This window comes from Saccharothrix sp. NBAS 001, from assembly GCF_056640475.1.
The window spans coordinates 5,282,501-5,301,327 of sequence record NZ_CM153251.1; the positions used below are offsets into that span (position 1 = coordinate 5,282,501).

18 protein-coding genes (1 of these 18 cut by a window edge) are annotated in these 18,827 nt (G+C 71.3%); 6 read left to right on the top strand and 12 right to left on the bottom strand.

Going from position 1 to position 18,827, the window contains the following annotated elements; genetic code table 11:
• The 3 genes from AC0HI0_RS21820 to AC0HI0_RS21830 all read left to right on the top strand — a co-directional run.
• Positions 1-757 carry the 3' portion of a lycopene cyclase family protein gene (locus AC0HI0_RS21820; RefSeq protein ID WP_480925348.1) on the top strand. The gene continues 326 nt to the left of window position 1, outside the view, so the window shows 757 of its 1,083 coding nt (coding positions 327-1,083); the start codon falls outside the window, past its left edge; the stop codon is at positions 755-757.
• A gap of 42 nt (positions 758-799) precedes the next feature.
• On the top strand, positions 800-2,503 hold the full coding sequence (locus AC0HI0_RS21825) for a GGDEF domain-containing protein (RefSeq protein ID WP_480925349.1): 1,704 nt from the start codon (positions 800-802) through the stop codon (positions 2,501-2,503).
• A 90-nt stretch (positions 2,504-2,593) separates the two neighbouring features.
• Positions 2,594-3,712, top strand: a complete 1,119-nt coding sequence (locus tag AC0HI0_RS21830; protein ID WP_480925350.1) for a carboxylate-amine ligase — start codon at positions 2,594-2,596, stop codon at positions 3,710-3,712.
• Between the two features lie 45 nt (positions 3,713-3,757).
• Here AC0HI0_RS21830 and AC0HI0_RS21835 read toward each other — a convergent pair whose 3' ends face one another.
• The 11 genes from AC0HI0_RS21835 to AC0HI0_RS21885 form a co-directional block, all read right to left on the bottom strand.
• On the bottom strand, positions 3,758-3,931 hold the full coding sequence (locus AC0HI0_RS21835) for a DUF397 domain-containing protein (protein ID WP_480925351.1): 174 nt from the start codon (positions 3,929-3,931) through the stop codon (positions 3,758-3,760).
• 88 nt (positions 3,932-4,019) lie between these two features.
• On the bottom strand, positions 4,020-4,196 hold the full coding sequence (locus tag AC0HI0_RS21840) for a DUF397 domain-containing protein (protein ID WP_480925352.1): 177 nt from the start codon (positions 4,194-4,196) through the stop codon (positions 4,020-4,022).
• An 11-nt stretch (positions 4,197-4,207) separates the two neighbouring features.
• Positions 4,208-5,047: a DUF5753 domain-containing protein gene (locus AC0HI0_RS21845; RefSeq protein WP_480925353.1), complete on the bottom strand. Its 840-nt coding sequence runs from the start codon at positions 5,045-5,047 to the stop codon at positions 4,208-4,210.
• A 275-nt stretch (positions 5,048-5,322) separates the two neighbouring features.
• Complete coding sequence (locus AC0HI0_RS21850) at positions 5,323-5,760, bottom strand: metal-sulfur cluster assembly factor (protein WP_480925354.1); 438 nt, start codon at positions 5,758-5,760, stop codon at positions 5,323-5,325.
• On the bottom strand, positions 5,757-6,200 hold the full coding sequence (sufU, locus tag AC0HI0_RS21855) for a Fe-S cluster assembly sulfur transfer protein SufU (protein WP_480925355.1): 444 nt from the start codon (positions 6,198-6,200) through the stop codon (positions 5,757-5,759). The genes AC0HI0_RS21850 and sufU overlap by 4 nt, the downstream gene beginning before the upstream one ends.
• Positions 6,201-7,481 (bottom strand): cysteine desulfurase, encoded by a 1,281-nt coding sequence (locus tag AC0HI0_RS21860; RefSeq protein WP_480925356.1) that lies wholly within the window; start codon positions 7,479-7,481, stop codon positions 6,201-6,203.
• Positions 7,482-7,535: 54 nt separating this feature from the next.
• Positions 7,536-8,309: a Fe-S cluster assembly ATPase SufC gene (gene sufC, locus AC0HI0_RS21865; protein ID WP_480925357.1), complete on the bottom strand. Its 774-nt coding sequence runs from the start codon at positions 8,307-8,309 to the stop codon at positions 7,536-7,538.
• 48 nt (positions 8,310-8,357) lie between these two features.
• A complete protein-coding gene (locus AC0HI0_RS21870) occupies positions 8,358-8,690 on the bottom strand; it encodes a non-heme iron oxygenase ferredoxin subunit (RefSeq protein ID WP_015103591.1) in 333 nt (110 codons plus the stop codon).
• Positions 8,687-9,847 carry a Fe-S cluster assembly protein SufD gene (sufD, locus tag AC0HI0_RS21875; protein WP_480925358.1) on the bottom strand — a complete coding sequence of 387 codons (1,161 nt, stop codon included), beginning with the start codon at positions 9,845-9,847 and terminating at the stop codon, positions 8,687-8,689. Before sufD ends, AC0HI0_RS21870 begins: the two co-directional genes overlap by 4 nt.
• 1 nt (position 9,848) lies before the next feature.
• A complete protein-coding gene (gene sufB, locus AC0HI0_RS21880; RefSeq protein ID WP_480925359.1) occupies positions 9,849-11,294 on the bottom strand; it encodes a Fe-S cluster assembly protein SufB in 1,446 nt (481 codons plus the stop codon).
• Positions 11,291-12,019 (bottom strand): helix-turn-helix transcriptional regulator, encoded by a 729-nt coding sequence (locus tag AC0HI0_RS21885; RefSeq protein WP_480925360.1) that lies wholly within the window; start codon positions 12,017-12,019, stop codon positions 11,291-11,293. Before AC0HI0_RS21885 ends, sufB begins: the two co-directional genes overlap by 4 nt.
• 116 nt (positions 12,020-12,135) lie before the next feature.
• Here AC0HI0_RS21885 and mptB point away from each other — a divergent pair, with 116 nt between their 5' ends.
• Positions 12,136-13,698, top strand: coding sequence for a polyprenol phosphomannose-dependent alpha 1,6 mannosyltransferase MptB (gene mptB / locus AC0HI0_RS21890; RefSeq protein WP_480934356.1), 1,563 nt, complete (start codon positions 12,136-12,138; stop codon positions 13,696-13,698).
• A 3-nt stretch (positions 13,699-13,701) separates the two neighbouring features.
• Here the strand turns inward: mptB and AC0HI0_RS21895 are convergent, their stop codons facing one another.
• Positions 13,702-14,517, bottom strand: a complete 816-nt coding sequence (locus AC0HI0_RS21895; protein ID WP_480925361.1) for an SDR family NAD(P)-dependent oxidoreductase — start codon at positions 14,515-14,517, stop codon at positions 13,702-13,704.
• 87 nt (positions 14,518-14,604) lie between these two features.
• Here AC0HI0_RS21895 and AC0HI0_RS21900 point away from each other — a divergent pair, with 87 nt between their 5' ends.
• Complete coding sequence (locus AC0HI0_RS21900) at positions 14,605-15,051, top strand: MarR family winged helix-turn-helix transcriptional regulator (protein WP_480925362.1); 447 nt, start codon at positions 14,605-14,607, stop codon at positions 15,049-15,051.
• Between the two features lie 93 nt (positions 15,052-15,144).
• The gene (locus AC0HI0_RS21905; RefSeq protein WP_480925363.1) at positions 15,145-18,810 is read left to right on the top strand and encodes a patatin-like protein; all 3,666 of its coding nucleotides are present in this window, start codon (positions 15,145-15,147) and stop codon (positions 18,808-18,810) included.
• Positions 18,811-18,827 lie beyond the last annotated feature (17 nt).

The following is an 18,827-nucleotide window of genomic DNA, read 5'->3' on the forward strand; positions in this document are numbered from 1 at the left end:
CGGCCGGGTGCTGCGCGCGGGCGTGGTGGTGGACGCGAGGGGTGCGTCCGGGCGGGTCGCGCAGCACGCGGTGGGTGCGGTGGTGTCCGCCGAGCAGGCGTTGCCGTTCGTGGCGGACGACGAGGCGCTGGTCATGGATTGGCGCAGACCACCGGACGCGGGTTCGCCGGATCCGACGTTCCTGTACGCGGTCCCGGTGCCGGGCGGCGGGGTGCTGCTGGAGGAGACGTCGTTGGCCCGCCGGCCGGGTCTGCCGTTGCCGGAGTTGCGGTTGCGGTTGCGCGCACGTCTTGCGGCGCAAGGGATCGCGCTCCCCCGCGGTGAGGAGCGGGTGCGGATCCCGTTGGCCGCGCGGCCCCGGCGCGGGGCGTTCGGGGCGGCGGCGGGGCTGGTGCACCCGGCGACCGGGTACGGCGTGGCGGAGGCGTTGCGGCTCGCGCCGGAGGTGGCGCGGGCGATCGCGGACGGGGTGCCGGTGGACCGCGTGGTGTGGCCGGCTCGGGCCCGTGCGGTGCACGCGTTGCGCCGGTACGGGCTGGCCGCGCTGCTGGCGATGCGGCCCGACCAGGTGCCGGAATTTTTCGACCTATTCTTCCATTTGGCTGAGAATCAGCAACGAAACTATCTCGGCGACCGCTCCGACCTGCGCGGCACGGCCGGTGCGATGTCCGCTTTGTTCCGCGCGGCGGGATGGCGGCTGCGGGCGCGATTGGCATTCTCCGTGCAATCGGCCAAAGGTGTGAGAACACCTGGTTAACGGGCTGGGCAAGACAAGATCGACCGGGCAGGATCTGGTGACGTGCCCGCTTTGCTGGATGACGTTCGCTTCGCCTTCCAGCCGCTGTTCAACCTCAACACCGGGGGTGTCGTCGCGGTCGAGGCACTGGCTCGTCCGCACGACGGCAGCGTGCAGGATCTGCTCCGCATGGCGTTCCGTGCGGGGTATTTGGCGAACACCGATGTGGCCCTCGCCTGCCGTGCGATCCGCAGCGCGGCTGATCACGACTTCACCCTCCCGCTGCACGTGAACCTGCTCGCCATGACGATCGCGGACAAGCCGGAGCACATGGCTCCGCTGTACGCGGCGCTGCGCGACGCCGGTCGCCCGACCGCCAACCTGGTGATCGAGGTGGGCACGCCGTACTCGCGCGCGCCGCGCCACCGCCTGGTCAAAGGTCTGGACCGGCTGCGCCAGGACGGGTTCAAGCTCGGCCTGGACGGGGTCGGCGAGGGCGACGCCCCGCTGTCGCTGCTGGCCGAGGTGCAGCCCGAGGTGGTGAAGCTGGACCGCGAGGTGGTCCAGGAGCTGGTCGACGACCCGGCGCGGTTCGCGCTGGTGCAGGGTTTGCAGCACCTGTGCGAGGCGACCGGTTCGCTGATCGTCGCCGAGGGCGTGGAGACCGAGCCGCAGCTCGCCGCGCTGCGCCGGCTCGGGGTGCGGCTGGCGCAGGGCAACCTGCTGGCCGCCGCGCAGCGCCGGCCGAAGATCAACGCGACCATCTCGGCCGTGCTCAGCGAGGTCAACGACCCGGAGGCGGCGACGAAGACGACGACCCGGCCGCTGCGCCGCAAGTCCGGTCCGAAGGTGACCGACTTCCTGCACCCCGCGACGACCCTGCCCGAGGACGCGACGTCGGAGGACGTGCGGGACGTGCTGGCCACCCAGCCGACGGTGACCGGTGTCGTGCTGGTGGACGACGACGGCCGGCCGGCGTGGACGGTGGACCGCAACCGGTTCCTGCTCGCGGTGACGGGGCCGTTCGGGCACGCGCTGCACGCGAAGCGGGAGGCGGCGCGGCTGGCGGACAAGCCGCGCGTGATCGGAGCGGATTCGACGGCCGTGGAGATGCTCGACGTGGTCGCGCACACGAACCGCGAGCGCACCAACGACGACCTGGTGGTCGTGGACGGCGAAGACCGCTGCCTGGGCGTGGTCCGGGTGGCGGACGTGGTGCGCGGCATCGCGGAGATGAAGGTCGAGCAGGCGGCGGCGCTGAGCCCGTTGACCCGGTTGCCGGGCAGCGACTCGATCGCCCGCGAGGTCGACCGGCGGATCCTGTCCGGCGAGATCTTCGCCGTGGGGTGGCTGGACGTGGACGCGTTCAAGCGGGTGAACGACTCGGTGGGCTTCGCTGCGGGCGACGACCTGATCAGGGCGTTGGGGCGGACGTTGACCGAGGGTGCCACGGCGTTCCCGGGCGTCCAGGTGGGGCACGTCGGCGGGGACGACTTCTTGGTCGTCGCGGGGTTGAACGAGGTCGTGCCGTACGCGGCCGGGGTGCTGGACAGGCCGTTCGACGCGGAGGGGCACGCGGTGACGCTGTCGCTGGCGACGTTGGTGTGCGCGGCCGGTTCGGTGGGTTCCTACCGGGAGGTCTCCCGGCTGCTGGCACCGTTGAAGGAGCACGCGAAGTCGTTGCGCGGCAACAGTTGGGTGCTGGGCCGTCCGGGCAGCGACCACGTGGACGTGCTGCGCGACGGTGCCCATTTGGCGGTCAGCTAGGCGGACTGGAAGTTCACCGCAACGATGCATGTGCACCCGCGCTGACCACTCCTAGCATCAGGATGACTACCCACCGCAGGGAGGCCCCTGGTGAGCGAAGTCGACGTCAGCGCGCTGCCGCGCCCACGAACCGAGTTCGACACCGCGTTGTCGGTCGGCGTGGAAGAGGAGTTCTTGTTGGTGGACGCGGTCACCGGGGTGTTGTCGCCGGTGGCGGGCGAGGTGCTGGCCGACACGGACGGCGTGCTCGACCTCCAGGCCGAGATGACCCGGTACCAGGTGGAGAGCGCGACGGCGGTGTGCCGGTCGATGGACGAGGTGCGCGAGCAGCTCCGGGAGTCCCGGCGGGTGCTCGGCGACCTGGCCGGGGGGCACGGCGCGCGGATCGCGGCGACCGGGACGCCGGTGCTGGGCGGGAGCAGGCCGCCGCCGCTGACCGACCGGCAGCGGTACCGGGACATCGGGCAGCGGTACGGGTCGCTGGTCGACGCGCTGACCATCTGCGGGTGCCACGTGCACATCGGCATCCCGGACGAGGAGACCGGTGTGCTGGTCTCCAACCACTTGCGGCAGTGGCTGCCGGTGCTGTTGTCGATCAGCGCGAACTCGCCGTTCTCGGAGGGGCGGGACACCGGGTACGCGAGTTGGCGGTACCTGTCGTGGAGCCCGTGGCCGTCGGCGGGTGCGCCGCCGTGGTTCGCGTCGGCGGAGGACTACCACTTGGGGACGCGCACGTTGCGGACGTCCGGGGCGGCGATGGACTCCGGGATGGTCTATTGGGACGTGCGGCTGTCCGCCCGTCATCCGACCGTGGAGTTGCGGGTGTGCGACGTCGCGGCGACTGTGGAAGAGGCGGTGCTGATCGCGGCGCTGGTGCGCGGTATCGCGGCGGTGGCGGTGTCGGGTCTGCCCGCGTTCCCGGTGTCGGACCTGGCTCTGCGGACGGCGCTGTGGCGCGCGGCGCGCGACGGGGTCGAGGGTGCCGGGGTCGAGCCGCACACCGGGCGGCTGGTGCCGGCGGCGGACCTGGTGGGGAGTCTGGTCGAGTGGGTCCGGCCGGCGTTGCGGGTGAGCGGGGACGAGGCGTTGGTGGACGACGGGGTGGGGCGGCTGTTGCTGGACGGGTGCGGTGCGGCCCGGCAGCGGCGGGCGTTCGCGCGTCGGGGCGAGTTGGGCGACGTGGTGGAGATGTTGGTGGCGCAGACGTGAGAGGTCGGGGCAGTCCGTTGGGCTGCCCCGGTTTCTGTTTGCCTGCTACCGGTGCTCGGCGAGGAACGTGCGGAACGCGCGAGCCGAAAACGTGAGCCCGGGGCCAGCAGGGTGCTTGCTGTCCCGCACCGCGCGGACCTCCGTGTCGGGACAGGCGAGTTCGACGCACTGAGGGTCGTTGCCACCGCTGGTGTAGCTGCTCTTGCGCCACCGCAACATGCTTGCCACTCCTAGCTGTCGGCGGGGTCGGTGACCTCGCCGACCTGAGAGATCGGGGCAGCCCCAGGGACGGCCCCGATTTTCGTTGTTACTTCCGGTGCTCGGCGAGGAACGTGCGGAACACGCGAGCCGAAAACGTGAGCGCGGGGCCAGTAGGGTGCTTGCTGTCCCGCACCGCGCGGACCTCCGTGTCGGGACAGGCGAGTTCGACGCACTGGGGATCGGTGCCCGCGCTCGTGTAGCTGCTCTTGCGCCACCGCAACATGCTTGCCACTCCTAGCTGTCGGCGAGTCCGGTGATCTTGGCACCCAGTATCGCGGCGGATCCTTCCTCTGGGATAGCCGCCTTCCAGGCGTTGTGGAACGTGGTGAGGAAGGGGTCGGTCGCCTTGACGTAGTCGCTGCGGGCGGCGTTGGCCACGAAGGCGACGAATTTGCCTTCAGCGGTGCGGAGGAGCGTGAACGGGAGCCCGAGTGCTGCGACGTTTCCGGCGCTCCGGGCGATCACCCGGAGCGAGACGTCGGGCAGCCGTCCGATCTCGCGGAGGTGTTCCAGTTGGCGGCGCAGGACCGCCGGGCCGCCGCTGGAGCGGGCCAGGCCGTCTTCGCCGATCGCGACCCACACGCGGGGACCGCCGTGGCGGATGACGGTGCGACCGCGTTCCGCGCGTTCTTCGGCGAGGGCGTCGACCTTGGACGCCGCGACCAGCGGTGAGGCGGACAGCAGCGCGTGGGCGTACTCGCGGGTCTGGAGCAGGCCGGGGATCTCGTTGTAGACCATGCGGATCTCGACGGCCAGCCGTTCCAGGGACAGGTACTGCTTGGCCCGCGCGCTGGGTGTGGCGACCGGGCGGGCCCGGCGTCGGGCGTCCGCGGCGAGCGCGCGGAACTCCTCGGTCCGCTCCGCGCCCGGCTCGTAGAGGTCGATCATCGCTTCGACGTCGGCGGGCGTCGGCGCGATCACGCCGTTCTCGATCTTGGGGAGCTTGGTGGCGTAGAAGCCCGGTGTCAGCGCCCTGAGCCGGTTCTCCGCCTGGCCCGGCTCCAGCCCGGTGGCGAGGCGGAGCTGCCTGGCCAGTTCACCGCACTGGAGCCGTGAGATCAGCGGGTCGGACACCGTGTCAACACCTCACCCGTTCGAGGAATGGAATTTTGCTTTGAAGGGACTACGCTCGTCCTGTACTGAGAACAGGACGTTAGCGAACGAGGAAGGACGTGCCGATGGCGGGTTCGGTGCAAGGGGTGGTGGCGCAGCAGTGGGCGCTGGAACGGTTGTTGCGTGAAGGGGCGGAGGCGTTGCGGTCGATGAAGGAGGGCGGGTGAACGGGCCCGGAACGCCGACAGCGGTCGCCGGAGTGGGGCGACCGCTGTCGGAGGGGTGGTGCTGAATTGCTAGACCGTGAAGCCGAGGGCGCGGAGCTGTTCGCGGCCGTCGTCGGTGATCTTCTCCGGGCCCCACGGGGGCATCCAGACCCAGTTGATGCGGAAGTCGTTGACGATTCCGCCGCCGGGGCCGCCGGTCAGGGCGGTGCGGGTCTGGTCCTCGATGACGTCCGTGAGCGGGCACGCGGCCGAGGTCAGCGTCATGTCGATCAGCGCCACGTTCTCCTCGTCCACGCGGATGTCGTAGACCAGGCCCAGGTCGACCACGTTGATGCCCAGCTCGGGGTCGACCACGTCGCGCATGGCCTCTTCGAGGTCGTCCACGCTGGGCAGGTCCGCCTTCGGCGTGGGCGGCTCGGGCATGCCCTCCACGCCGCGGACCACGTCCTCGTCGGTCGCGCCTGCCGAGGCAGAGCCTTCCGCGATCGAACCCTCTGGGGTGGTCATGCCGTTGCTCCTTCGCTGCGGGCCACCGCGTCCTTGAAAGCCATCCAACCGAGCAGGGCGCACTTCACCCGGGCCGGGTACTTCGCGACACCGGCGAAGGCGATGCCGTCTTCCAGCACGTCCTCGTCGGGCTCGACCTTGCCCCGGCCCTGCATGAGTTCCACGAAGGCGTCCAGCTTCTCGAACGCCTCCCCCACCGGCTTGCCGATCACCAGATCGGTGAGCACCGAGGTGGACGCCTGGCTGATGGAACAGCCTTGGCCGTCGTAGGACACGTCCGCGACCGTGTCGCCGTCCAGCTTCACCCGGAGCGTGACCTCGTCACCGCAGGTCGGGTTGATCTGGTGCGATTCGGCGTCGAACGGGTCGCGCAGGCCGCGGCCGTGCGGGTTCTTGTAGTGGTCCAGGATGATCTCCTGGTACATCTGCTGGAGCTGCATCTACGCCACCACCCCGAAGAACTTCTGGGCTTCGCGCACGCCCTCCACCAGGGCACGCACCTCGTCCAGCGTGTTGTACAGGTAGAAGCTCGCGCGCACGGTGGCGGCGGCGTTCATCCGCCGGTGCAGCGGCCACGCGCAGTGGTGACCCACGCGGACCGCGATGCCGAGGCTGTCGAGCACCTGGCCGACGTCGTGCGCGTGGATGCCGTCGACCACGAACGACACCGCGCCGCCGCGGTCCTCGGTGTCGAGCGGGCCCACGATCCGGACGCCGGGGATCTCCGCGAGGCCGCGCAGGGCCGCCTCGGTGAGCACGTGCTCGTGCGCGGCGACCCGGTCCATGCCGATCTCGGCCAGGTAGTCCACGGCCGCGCCGAGCGCCACCGCCTGCGAGGTCATCGGCACGCCGGCCTCGAAGCGCTGCGGCGGCGGGGCGAACGTGGAACTCGCCATCTGCACCATCTCGATCATCGACCCGCCGGTGAGGAACGGCGGCAGGGTCTCCAGCAGTTCCCGGCGTCCGTAGAGGACACCGACGCCGGACGGGCCGAGCATCTTGTGGCCGGAGAACACCGCGAAGTCCACGCCCAGCGCGCGGAAGTCGACCGGCCCGTGCGGCACCGACTGGCACGCGTCCAGCACGGTGAGCGCGCCGACCGCCCGCGCCTTGTCCACGATGGACCGGACCGGGTTGACGGTGCCGAGCACGTTAGACTGGTGGGTGAACGCGACGACCTTGGTCCGCGCGGTGATCAGCGAGTCCACCTCGGACAGGTCGAGCCTGCCCTCGTCGGTCACGCCGAACCAGCGCAGGGTGGCCCCGGTGCGCTGCGCCAACTGCTGCCACGGCACGAGGTTCGCGTGGTGCTCCATCTCGGTCACGACGATCTCGTCGCCGGGGCCGAGCCGGAACCGCTCGGCCTCGGGGCCGGCGACCGAGGCGTTGCCCATCGCGTACGCGACGAGGTTCACGCCCTCGGTGGCGTTCTTGGTGAACACGATCTCGCCGAAGTCGACGCCCACGAACGCGGCGATCTTCGCCCGCGCGCCCTCGTAGGCGTCGGTCGCCTCCTCGGCGAGCTGGTGCGCGCCGCGGTGCACGGCGGCGTTGGCGGTCTCCAGGAACGCGCGCTCGGCGTCGAGGACCTGCCTCGGCCGCTGCGAGGTGGCGCCGGAGTCCAGGTAGACCAGCCGCTTGCCTTCCCGCACGGTGCGGCCCAGGATCGGGAAGTCCGCGCGCACGGTAGCGACGTCCAGTGGAGCAGCGGTGGTGGTCACAGCCCCGACGCCTCCTCTCCTACTCTCGAAACGAAGTCCACGACCAGGACAACGTCAGCCGGCGGTGACGGCTTCCTGGTTGCCGGTGTACTTCACGTAACCCTGCTCTTCGAGCTCGTCGGCCAGCTCGCGACCGCCGGACGCGACGATCCGGCCGTTCGCGAACACGTGCACGAAATCGGGCTCGATGTACTTGAGGATCCGGGTGTAGTGGGTGATCAGCATGACCCCCACCTCGCCGGACTCCTTGTACCGGTTGACGCCCTCGGACACCACGCGCAGCGCGTCGACGTCCAGGCCGGAGTCGGTCTCGTCGAGGATCGCGACCTTCGGCTTGAGCAGCCCGAGCTGGAGGATCTCGTGGCGCTTCTTCTCGCCGCCGGAGAAGCCCTCGTTGACCGAGCGCTCGGCGAAGGCCGGGTCGATGTCCAGGTCGGCCATCGCGCCCTTGACCTCCTTGACCCAGTGCCGCAGCTTCGGGGCCTCGCCGCGCACGGCGGTGGCGGCGGTGCGCAGGAAGTTCGACATCGAGACGCCGGGAACCTCGACCGGGTACTGCATGGCGAGGAACAGGCCCGCGCGGGCCCGCTCGTCCACGCTCATCTCCAGCACGTCCTCGCCGTCCAGCGTCACGGTGCCGGAGGTGATCTGGTACTTGGGGTGCCCGGCGATGGCGTAGGACAGCGTCGACTTGCCCGAGCCGTTCGGACCCATGATCGCGTGCGTCTCGCCGGCCTTGATGGTCAGGTCGACGCCCTTGAGGATCTCCTTGGCCGCCTCGTCGGTGGTCACCGAGACGTGCAGGTCCTTGATCTCCAGAGTGGCCATGTGGTGCTCAGTTCTCCTGGTGTGCGCCCGGGTGGGGGCGCTCGAAAGTCAGTTCGTGGTGGCGTTCAAGGTGGCGGTGACGTCCACGTAGACGTCGCCGTCACGGATGTCGACGGCGAAGACGTCGACCGGTTCCGTCGCGGGCGGGGACGAGGGGCGGCCGGTGCGCAGGTCGAAGCACGACCCGTGCAGCCAGCACTCGACGCCCTTGCGGGTCACGTCGCCCTCGGACAGCGCGACCTCCGCGTGCGAGCAGAGGTCGCGCAGCGCGTGCACGGACCCGCCGTCGCGGACGAGCAGGACGGGGGTGTACTCGTCGCCGACCTCGAACGCGACCGGCTTGCGGTCGTCCAGGTCGGTCAGCGAGCACACCCGGATCACACGCCCACCGCTTCCAGCTCCGCCTCGATCGCGGCTTCCAGGCGCTCGCGCACCTCGGGGACGGCGATCTTGAGCAGGATCTCGTGGAAGAAGCCGCGCACGACCAGCCGGCGGGCCTGCTCCTCGGGGATGCCCCGGGCCTGGAGGTAGAACAGCTGCTCGTCGTCGAACCGGCCGGTGGCGCTGGCGTGGCCCGCGCCCTCGATCTCACCGGTCTCGATCTCCAGGTTCGGCACCGAGTCGGCGCGCGCGCCGTCGGTGAGCACCAGGTTCCGGTTCAGCTCGAACGTCTCGGTGCCCTCGGCCGCCGCGCGGATCAGCACGTCGCCGATCCACACGGTGTGCGCGTCCTCGCCCTGCAGCGCGCCCTTGTAGACGACGTTGCTGCGGCAGTTGGACACCGCGTGGTCCACGAACGTGCGGTGTTCGAGGTGCTGGCCGGCGTCGGCGAAGTACAGGCCCAGCAGCTCGGCGTCGCCGCCGCGCCCGGCGTAGGTGACCACCGGGGTGAGCCGGACCAGGTTGCCGCCCAGGGTGATGACGGTGTGCCGGAAGGTCGCGTCGCGGCCCAGCTTCGCGTGGTGGGCGGAGACGTGCACCGCGTCGTCGGCCCAGTCCTGGATGGCCACGACGGTGAGGTGCGCGCCGTCGCCGACGACGAACTCCACGTTGTCCGCGTACGCGCCGGAACCCCGGTGGTCGACCACCACGACGGCCTCGGCGAACTGCTCGGCCCGGACCTGGAGGTGGCCGTAGGCGACCTCGCCCTTGCCCGCGCCGGTCACCGTGACGGTGGTCGGCTCGACCTTGGTGTCCTTGGGCAGCGTGACGATCGTCGCGGCGGCGAACGAGTTCCACGCGCTCTGCGAGACGTAGTCGGTGGGCTCACCCGCCACCCCGAGCCGGTCGTCGCCGCGCTGCACGGTCTCGACCTTGACCTCGGCCGGGGCGTTGACCACGACCGAGGCCTCCCCCGAAGCGGCCGCGGCCGGGACCAGCCCGCGAAGCCGCTTCAGGGGCGTGAAGCGCCAGTTCTCCTCGCGCCCGCCGGGGACCGCGTTGCGATCCTCGCGGTCCGCGCGCGTGTTCGGCAGCGCACCCGCGCCGTGCGAGTGGGCCGTCAGGCCGTGTTGCTGGTCTTGAGTGGTGACGGCCATGTCAGCCGACGGCCCCTTCCATCTGAAGCTCGATCAGGCGGTTCAGTTCGAGGGCGTACTCCATGGGGAGTTCGCGCGCGATGGGCTCGACGAACCCGCGCACGATCATCGCCATGGCCTCGTCCTCGTTGAGGCCGCGGGACATCAGGTAGAACAGCTGGTCCTCGGACACCTTGGAGACCGTGGCCTCGTGGCCCATCGACACGTCGTCCTCGCGGACGTCGACGTAGGGGTAGGTGTCGGAGCGGCTGATGTTGTCGACCAGCAGCGCGTCGCACTTGACCGTGGACTTCGAGTGGTGCGCCCGCTTGTTGACCTGCACCAGGCCCCGGTAGGAGGTCCGGCCGCCGCCGCGCGCCACCGACTTCGACACGATCGTGGACGACGTGTGCGGCGCCATGTGCACCATCTTCGCGCCGGCGTCCTGGTGCTGGCCCTCGCCCGCGAACGCGATCGAGAGGACCTCGCCCTTGGCGTGCTCGCCCATCAGGAACACGGCCGGGTACTTCATGGTGACCTTGGAGCCGATGTTGCCGTCGATCCACTCCATGGTCGCGCCCTCTTCGGCCTTGGCGCGCTTGGTGACCAGGTTGTAGACGTTGTTCGACCAGTTCTGGATGGTCGTGTAGCGGCAGCGGCCGCCCTTCTTCACGACGATCTCCACGACCGCGGAGTGCAGCGAGTCGGAGGAGTAGATCGGCGCGGTGCAGCCCTCGACGTAGTGCACGTACGCGCCCTCGTCGACGATGATCAGCGTGCGCTCGAACTGGCCCATGTTCTCGGTGTTGATCCGGAAGTAGGCCTGGAGCGGGATCTCGACGTGCACGCCCTTCGGCACGTAGATGAAGGAGCCGCCGGACCACACGGCCGAGTTCAGCGCGGAGAACTTGTTGTCACCCGAGGGGATGACGGAGCCGAAGTACTCCTTGAACAGCTCCGGGTGCTCCCTGAGGCCGGTGTCGGTGTCGAGGAAGATGACACCCTGCTTCTCCAGCTCCTCGTTGATCTTGTGGTAGACCACCTCGGACTCGTACTGGGCGGCGACACCGGAGACCAGGCGCTGCTTCTCCGCCTCCGGGATGCCCAGCTTGTCGTAGGTGTTCTTGATGTCGTCCGGGAGGTCTTCCCAGGTCGCGGCCTGCTTCTCGGTCGACCGGACGAAGTACTTGATGTTGTCGAAGTCGATCGCCGACAGGTCCGAACCCCAGGTCGGCATCGGCTTGCGGTCGAACAACCGCAGCGCCTTGAGCCGGAAGTCCAGCATCCACTCGGGTTCGCTCTTCTTGGCCGAGATGTCCCGAACGACGTCCTCGTTCAGGCCACGACGGGCGCTCGCGCCTGCCACGTCCGAGTCCGACCAGCCGAACTCGTAGTTGCCGATGCTCGCCAGGGTCTCTTCCTGGGTGAGCGGGGCTGTGGTGGTGCGCTGCTCGGCAGCGGCAGTCATGCGGGCTCCCCTCCATCTGAAGGTCGTGCGTCGGTCTCGCCGACGGTGATCGGGGGTGTGTTCGGGATGTGGGTCGTGCACACGGCGTCGCCGCGGGCGATCGTCGCGAGGCGCTGCACGTGGGTGCCGAGCAGGTCGGCGAACGCCGCCGTCTCGGTCTCGCACAGCTGCGGGAACTCGGCGGCCACGTGCGCGACCGGGCACAGGTGCTGGCACAGCTGCTCGCCCGCCCCCACGTGTCGCGCCGAAGCAGCGTAGCCCTCCCTGGTCAACGCGACCGCCAGGGCCTTGGCCCGCTCGGCCGAGTCGGGTTGGGCCACGATGGCCGCCCGGTGCTGGTCGACGAGTGCGGAGACCCGGCGCTCGGCGAAGGCTCGTACCGCCTCCTCCCCGCCCTGTTCGGCGAGGAACCGCAGGGCCGCCACGGCGAGGTCGTCGTAGGCGTGCCCGAAGCGGGCCCGACCCTGCTCGGTCAGCAGGAACAGCTTGGCCGGGCGACCTCGACCGCGCTGACCCCGGTGCGGGGCCTCCCGGCCGACGGCCTCGCCGTCGGCCACCAGCGCGTCGATGTGCCGGCGCACCGCCGTGGGGCTCAGGCCCAGCTGCTCCGCGATCGAGGCCGCGGCGATCGGGCCCTGCTCCAGCAGCAGGCGTGCGACGGCGTGCCGAGTACGGCCGTCGTGCCCGGCTGGCACGGCGGTCGAGTCGGTCCCGACGTTTTTCACAACACCAGTGTTGCTTATTTCGCCGGCGCTCGCAAAGATCGGCCCGGATCGGGTGACCCGACTCACGCGCCCGAGGCGGTCGCTACCCTTCGGGCGTGACGGCGGGCGGATTGGTGATGGCGGACCGGGACGGGATCGGCGAGGCAGCACCGCTGGACGCCCGCGAACGGCGGCAGCTCGACATCATCCGCCGCTGGGGCACGGTCGGCGCGCTGCTCATGTTCGTCGGCTCGCTGGGCGCGGGCGCGGCCCCGGTGTTCAGCCCGCTGCCGGGCACGCCGGTGCTCGGGCTGTTCCCCCGGATGTCGACCGCGTCGATGGCCGTCGTGTGGACCGGGGTGTTCCTGGTCGTGTCCGCGTGGCTGTGGCTGGGCCGGTTCGCCCGGCCGGGGCGGCCCCGGCTGATGTCGCGCAGCCAGCTCGACCGCACGCTGCTGATGTGGATCACCCCGCTGGTGTTCGTCCTGCCGATGTTCAGCCGCGACGTGTACAGCTATCTCGCGCAGTCGCAGATCGCCGCGAACGGCCAGGACCCGTACGAGTTGGGGCCGCAGAGCGCGCTCGGCGTGGACCACCCGTTGACGACCAACGTGCCCAACATCTGGCGTGAGACGCCCGCGCCTTACGGGCCGCTGTTCCTCGCCATGGGGCGGGTCATCTCGATGGTGACGGGCGACAGCGTGCTGCCGGGCGTGTTCCTGCACCGGCTGCTCGTGCTGGTCGGCCTGGCGATGATCGTGTGGGCGCTGCCCCGGTTGGCGCGGCGCTTCGGCGTGCCGCCGGTGAGCGCGCTGTGGCTCGGCGCGGCCAACCCGCTGGTGCTGTTCCACCTGGTCGTGGGCGTGCACAACGAGGGTCTGGCGATCGGGCTGATGCTGGTCGGGCTGGAACTGGCGTTGCGGAAGATGCCGGTGGTGCCGGGGTCGCCGATGACCCGCGAGGAGCTGCTGTGGATCGCGCTCGGCGCGACGATGATCACGTTCGGGGCGGCGGTGAAGATCCCCGCCGCGCTGGCCCTCGGGTTCCTCGGGGTGATGATCGCGCGGCGGATGGGCGGGTCGTTCTGGGACCTGGTCAAGGCGGCGGTGCTGCTGGGCGTGGTGTCCGGGGTGGTGATGGTCGGGACGTGCCTGGGGACCGGGTTGGGGTTCGGCTGGATCTCGACGCTGAACGTCGCGGGGACGGTGAAGAGCTGGATGTCGCCGCCCACCGCCATGGGGTTCATGGGCGGCGGGCTGGGGTTGGCGCTCGGGTTGGGCAACCACACCGATTCGATGATCGCGTTGATGCGGCTGGTGACGCAGGCGGTGTCCGTGGTGATCGCGGGGTTGCTGCTGTGGAAGGCGTTCAAGGGGCGGATCAAGGCGGTCAACGGGCTGGGCGCGGGGTTGGGCGCCGTGCTGGTGCTCGGGCCGGTGTTGCAGCCCTGGTACGTGCTGTGGGCGGCGTTGCCGTTGGCGACCGCGGTGCTGGCGAAGCGGTTCCGGCTGTTCGCGATGGTCACCAGCGCGGTGGTCGCGGTGGTGCTGCCGCCTACCGGGGCGGCGTTCGACGGGCGCGCCTACATCGTCCCGCAGGCCGTGGCGGCGTCGGTGATCGCGTTCCTGCTGTGCGTGTTCGTGGCGCGCAAGCAGGTGATGCCGTTGATCCGGCGGGATCCGGTGCCGGACGCGGCGTAAGGCTCAGGCGAGGTCCACGACCTCGTGCAGGCGCAGTCGGCGGTTGAGCGCGCCGGTCGCCCGTGCGACGACGGTGCGCGGCAGCAGGCGTGAGGCCACGGTGATGACCCGGTTCACGCCCCGGCCCGGGTAGGACACCGCGCGCCCGCGGGCGTAGTCGTCGAGCGTCCGGGCCGCGACGCGTTCCGGCGTGTCGGCGAATCTCGGGTCGATCGTGGCGGTGGTGCCGTCGAAGAAGCCGGTCGCGATCGCGCCGGGGTGCGCGGCCATGACGTGCACGCCGGTGCCGCGCAGTTCCACGGCGAGCGCTTCGGTGAACGAGAGCACGAACGCCTTCGTCGCGGCGTAGCCGGCCTGGTAGGGCATGGGCTGGAAGGCCGCCGTGGAGGACACGTTGACGATGCCGCCGCGCCCGCGTGCGACCAGGTCGGCCCCGATGGCGTGGGTCAGCGCGAGCAGGCCGGTGACGTTGAGCGCGACCGAGCGCAGCTGTGGTTCGAGCGGGCGGTCGAGGAACGGCCCGGCGCTGCCCGAGCCCGCGTTGTTGAGCAGCAGGTCGACGGTCAGGCCGCGGTCGCGCAGCTCTCGCAGGGCTCGCCGGGGGCCGTCGGCGGCGGTCAGGTCGGCGACGACGACTTCGGCCTCCGGTCCGCCGGGCAGTTCGCGGATGCGGGTGGCGACCTGTCGCAGGTCGTCCTCCGAGCGGGCCAGCAGGACGACCCGCGCTCCCCTGCGGGCCAGTTCCAGCGCGTAGGCCCGGCCCAGTCCCTTGGACGCGCTGGTGACGAGCGCGGTGATGCCCTGGTACGTGGTCGCCACGGGATCAACCCCCCAGTAGTTCGAGTCTCGAAGTAAATCCAGGTTAGCACGATGCTTCGAGTCTCGAAGCATTAGTAGGATGACGGCATGACCGCGTCCGATCTCACCGCGGCGGTCGCCGCGACCTACGACATCTGGATGCGGACCGTCGACCTGATGGGACCGGCGCTGGCCGAGCACCGGCTCACGCCAGCGACCTTCCAGGCGTTGTGGGCCATCGACCCGGCCGAGCCACCGCCCTCGATGAAGGCGCTGGCCGCGCGCCTGTACTGCAACGCCCCGAACCTGACCTTCATGACCAACCAGCTCGTCGACCGGGGGCTGGTGGAGCGCGCGGTGGACCCGGCCGACCGGCGCTCCCGGGTCCTGGTCCTGACCGCCAAGGGCCGCGCGGTGCGCGCCGAGGTGGTCGGGGCGAGCCTGGCGGGGACACCGCTGGCCGGGTTGACCGAGCCCGAGCTGCGGCAACTCGTCGTGCTGCTGAACCGCGCCCTGCACGCCCGCCAGGGCCGCGCCGCGCGTGCGGTCCAGTGACGGGTAATCCGATCGGGGCGTAACCCGTTGCTTCCGGCGGGCGACTTACCGGTACCTGGGAAGATCGCCGCGCGTCCGGGGAGGGAGCGTGTGATGGCCGACGTGCCTCGCGAGCAGATCCGGTTTGCCGTCGTGCTCAACGGCGGGGTCAGCCTGGCGGTGTGGATGGGGGGCGTGGTCCTCGAACTCGACCGGCTCACCCGCGCCGACGGGGTGTACTCCGACCTGCTGGACCTGGTCGGCAGCACGGCCCGGGCCGATGTGATCACCGGGACCTCGGCGGGCGGGATCAACGGGGCCGCGTTGGCGCTGTCGCAGGTCAACGGGAACGCCAAGCTGGAACGGCTGCGGGACCTGTGGGCCGAGCAGGGGCGGATGGAGCAGCTGCTGCGCACGCCGTTCCGGGGGTCGCCCGTCTCGCTGCTCAAGGGCGACGAGTTCTTCCTGCCCCGGCTCCAGGAGGCGCTGGACCGGCTGACCACCGACTTCTCCCCCACCCCCGCCGAGGAGCGGCCGGTCGACCTGCGGATCACGACCACGTTGCTCGGGGGCGTTCCCACCGTCACCCACGACGACCTCGGGCAGGCCCTGGTCCAGTCCTCCTACCAGGGCAGTTTCTCGTTCCGGCGGGAGCCGAACGGGCGGGACGACTTCACCGCCGACCAGCTGCCGACGTTGGTGGACCGGATGGCGCTGGCCGCGCGGTCCTCCGCCTCGTTCCCGTTCGCGTTCGAGCCCTCTTACGTGCCCGTCGGCTCCGATACCGTCCACGGACGGCCCAACATGGCCGACGTCGCCTCGTGGGCCGACGGCGCGGACAACCGCTCGCGGTACGCGGTGGACGGGGGCGTGCTGGTCAACACGCCGACCAAGGAGGCGTTGGAGGCGATCGACCGCATGCCCGCCGAGGGGCCTGTGCGTCGGGTGATGCTCCTGGTCTTCCCGCACGCCAAGGAGAGCGCCGAAGCGCCCACCGCGCCCGTCGACGGCAAGCCGCCCAGCACGATCGGCACGGGCGCGCGGCTGCTCAGCGCGTTGACCAGCCAGAGCGGGCGCACCTACGTCGAGCGGATCGAGGAGCACAACCGGCTGGCCGCGTCACGGCGTGGCGGGCGCAGCGCGTTGCTCGACCGGCTGGCCACGGGCGGCTCGGTGGTCGGGAAGCTCTACGCGCTCGCCGCGACCTTGCACGACCACTACGAGGACATCCGGATCCGGCACGCCGCGCGGGACGTCACCTCCCGCCAGTTCGAGGTGCCCGGCGCGAACGCCGCCGGCTGGACGTTCGAGCGCGTGCGGGCGGCGGCCGAGGCGGCTCAGCGCTCCTACCTGGCCAAGTGGGGCGGCCTGCCCTACGTGCCGAACCGGCCGCAGCCCGCCGCGCTGCCCGAGCACGGCTGGCCGTGGGGCATCGGCATGGCCGACCGGCTCTCCGCCGCCGCGATGGACCTGCTCAAACGCCTGGTGTGGGTGGTGCCGCAGGACCTCGACGGCGCGTCGCGGCTGGCCCAGGCCCGCACCAACCTCTACGACCTGCGCACCGAGCTGCGGGCGGCCCGCGCCGAGCTGGACGGGCAGTGGACCACCGGCGAGAGGCAGGCGCTGAACCAGGAGTACTGGGAGGGCCGGGTCGAGTCGTTCGCCGCCGGGATGCTGCGGGGCGGGTCGGCCGACTCGGTCGGGCAGCGGGTGCGGGCGCAGGTGGACCGGATCGCCGGGATCCTCGGCGACGCCCGGGACGTGCTGGACGAACTCGACGACGACCGGGTGAAGATGGCCGGGCTGGTGTCGTGGCGCAGGCTGCTGGTCGAGCCGCGCACCGACGAGGAGACCGCCGCCGGGCTGCTGGGCGCCGACCTGTGGCTGTCGCGGGTGCTCGCCCTGGAGGTCGCGGTGACCTGCCTGGCCGACGACTCGCGCAGCGGCCTGGACCAGGCCGTCGACCTGGTGCAGATCAGCCTCCAGACCCGCAACGCGTTCGCCGACTACAGCATCACCCCCGACGACAAGGCCGGCGGCGCGTCGCTGAGCCGGTTCTCCGGGTTCCTCAAGCGGTCGTGGCGGGTCAACGACTGGATCTGGGGGCGGATGGACGGCGCGACCATGCTGTGCAAGGTCGTGTTCGAGCCGAAGCGGCTGATGCGGATCGACCGGCTCAGCCCGGCCCAGGGGTCCGCCGCCGACCGGGCGCGGGCCCGGGTCGGGCACCTGGTGGACCGGCTGTTCGGCGACGGGCTGCCCGCCGCGCTCGCGCCGGTGGCCGACCGCGCGGTCGCGGAGCTGGCGGCGCTGTACGACAGCCCGGACGGCGACCACCCGCCGACCTGCGAGGCGCTGGCCGAACTCGCCGCGTGGGGGCTGCACGTGCGGATCATCTGCGAGGAGCTGCCCGCGCTGCGCGCCGCGATCCTGGCCGACCGCAACGAGGGCGCGGACCGGCGCTCGCGCGGCGAGCTGTTCCTGGAGGAGCAGGCCGTGCTGCTGGCCCGGCTGCCGGTGCGCACCGACGCGCAGCGGGTGGAGGTCGGGATGGAGGCGCTGGCCGCGTTCGACCGGGCCGGGATCGGGCGCGAGCCGCTGTCCCAGGAGGCGTCCAGCGACCAGGTGATCCGGACCGCGGCGACCGCGGCGGCGGTCGCGATCACCGTGGCGGACAGCGAGAACTCCGGGCTGGGGCCCGCGAAACCGCTGACCCGGACGTTGCGCGGGGCGGCGCTGCTGCCCTACTGGACGATCACCGGGCTGACCCGGGGCGGGCGGCTCGCCCAGTTCCTCGGGCTGCTCGGCTTCGCGCTGGGCGGGGCGCTGCTGGTGCTGGCCCTGTTCGACCTGCTGCCGCCGTGGGCGGTGGGCCCGGCGGCGGCGTTCGGCAGCGCCACGCTGCTGGCCGCGTTCGGGTACGCCGCGCTGCGCACCGGGACCCTGCTGCACGGCCTGGTGCTGCTCTCGCCGGTGATCCCGCTGACCGCGGTCGCGGTGGACCGGACCCGGGTCGCGATGGCGTCGGGCGTGACCGCCGAGCAGGGCGTCACCGGCATGGTCGCGCTCGGCGGCGTGGTGCTGGTCGTGCTGGGGCTGCTGGTGATCGGCAGCCTGCCCGCGCCGGTCGGCACGCCGCTCGCGGTGCTCAAGAAGATCCGGCCGCGACCGCGCCTGCTGGTCCGGCTGCTGGTGGTGGCGTCGATCGTGGCCGGGATCTGGGCCGTGGTGCGCTACCGGCTCTACGACGTGGACGCGACGCTCGTGGTGATCGGCACGGCGGTGGCGATCGTGTTCGGCGCGACGGTGTCGCTGCGGCTGGGCCGGTCGTTGCAGCGCTGGCGCCAGGTGGACGGCGTGTGGGCCACCGAGAACGCCGAGCCGCCCGCCGCCGCGACCGCCGGGTGGGCCGCCGTGTACGGGGCGGTGCTGCTGGTGGTCGGCGCGGCCGTGCAGGTGTTCACGCTGCGGTTCGTCGGCTGGGAGGCGGTGCTGGCCACGGCGCTGTCGTTCGGCCTGGTGCTGCTGCTGGTGACCACCTGGTGGGTGCCGTTGAAGGCGCGGCGGCGGATCACCCGCAACCTCGTCGAGCAGGCGTCCTTCGTCGACTTCGAGGGCAACGTGCCCGAAGGTCTGCTCAAGCGCCTGGAAGGGCACGCGATGCTGTTCCGCTTCCTGACCACTGTGGACGGTCACGGCGACCCGGTGCTCGGTCCGCGCGGCCTGCGGGTGGCCCAGCGCATCGCCCACCTCCAGGCCACCGGCGAGGACGACGACTGAACCGCCTCACGGGGGAC

Bases quoted from the DNA above. Each gene is read 5' to 3' on its own strand.
- AC0HI0_RS21900 (WP_480925362.1), top strand. From the start codon at position 14,605: ATGACCGCGTCCGATCTCACCGCGGCGGTCGCCGCGACCTACGACATC.
- AC0HI0_RS21835 (WP_480925351.1), bottom strand. From the start codon at position 3,931: ATGTTGCGGTGGCGCAAGAGCAGCTACACCAGCGGTGGCAACGACCCT.
- AC0HI0_RS21840 (WP_480925352.1), bottom strand. From the start codon at position 4,196: ATGTTGCGGTGGCGCAAGAGCAGCTACACGAGCGCGGGCACCGATCCC.
- AC0HI0_RS21905 (WP_480925363.1), top strand. From the start codon at position 15,145: ATGGCCGACGTGCCTCGCGAGCAGATCCGGTTTGCCGTCGTGCTCAAC.
- AC0HI0_RS21850 (WP_480925354.1), bottom strand. From the start codon at position 5,760: ATGACCACCCCAGAGGGTTCGATCGCGGAAGGCTCTGCCTCGGCAGGC.
- mptB (WP_480934356.1), top strand. From the start codon at position 12,136: ATGGCGGACCGGGACGGGATCGGCGAGGCAGCACCGCTGGACGCCCGC.
- sufC (WP_480925357.1), bottom strand. From the start codon at position 8,309: ATGGCCACTCTGGAGATCAAGGACCTGCACGTCTCGGTGACCACCGAC.
- sufB (WP_480925359.1), bottom strand. From the start codon at position 11,294: ATGACTGCCGCTGCCGAGCAGCGCACCACCACAGCCCCGCTCACCCAG.
- sufU (WP_480925355.1), bottom strand. From the start codon at position 6,200: ATGCAGCTCCAGCAGATGTACCAGGAGATCATCCTGGACCACTACAAG.
- sufD (WP_480925358.1), bottom strand. From the start codon at position 9,847: ATGGCCGTCACCACTCAAGACCAGCAACACGGCCTGACGGCCCACTCG.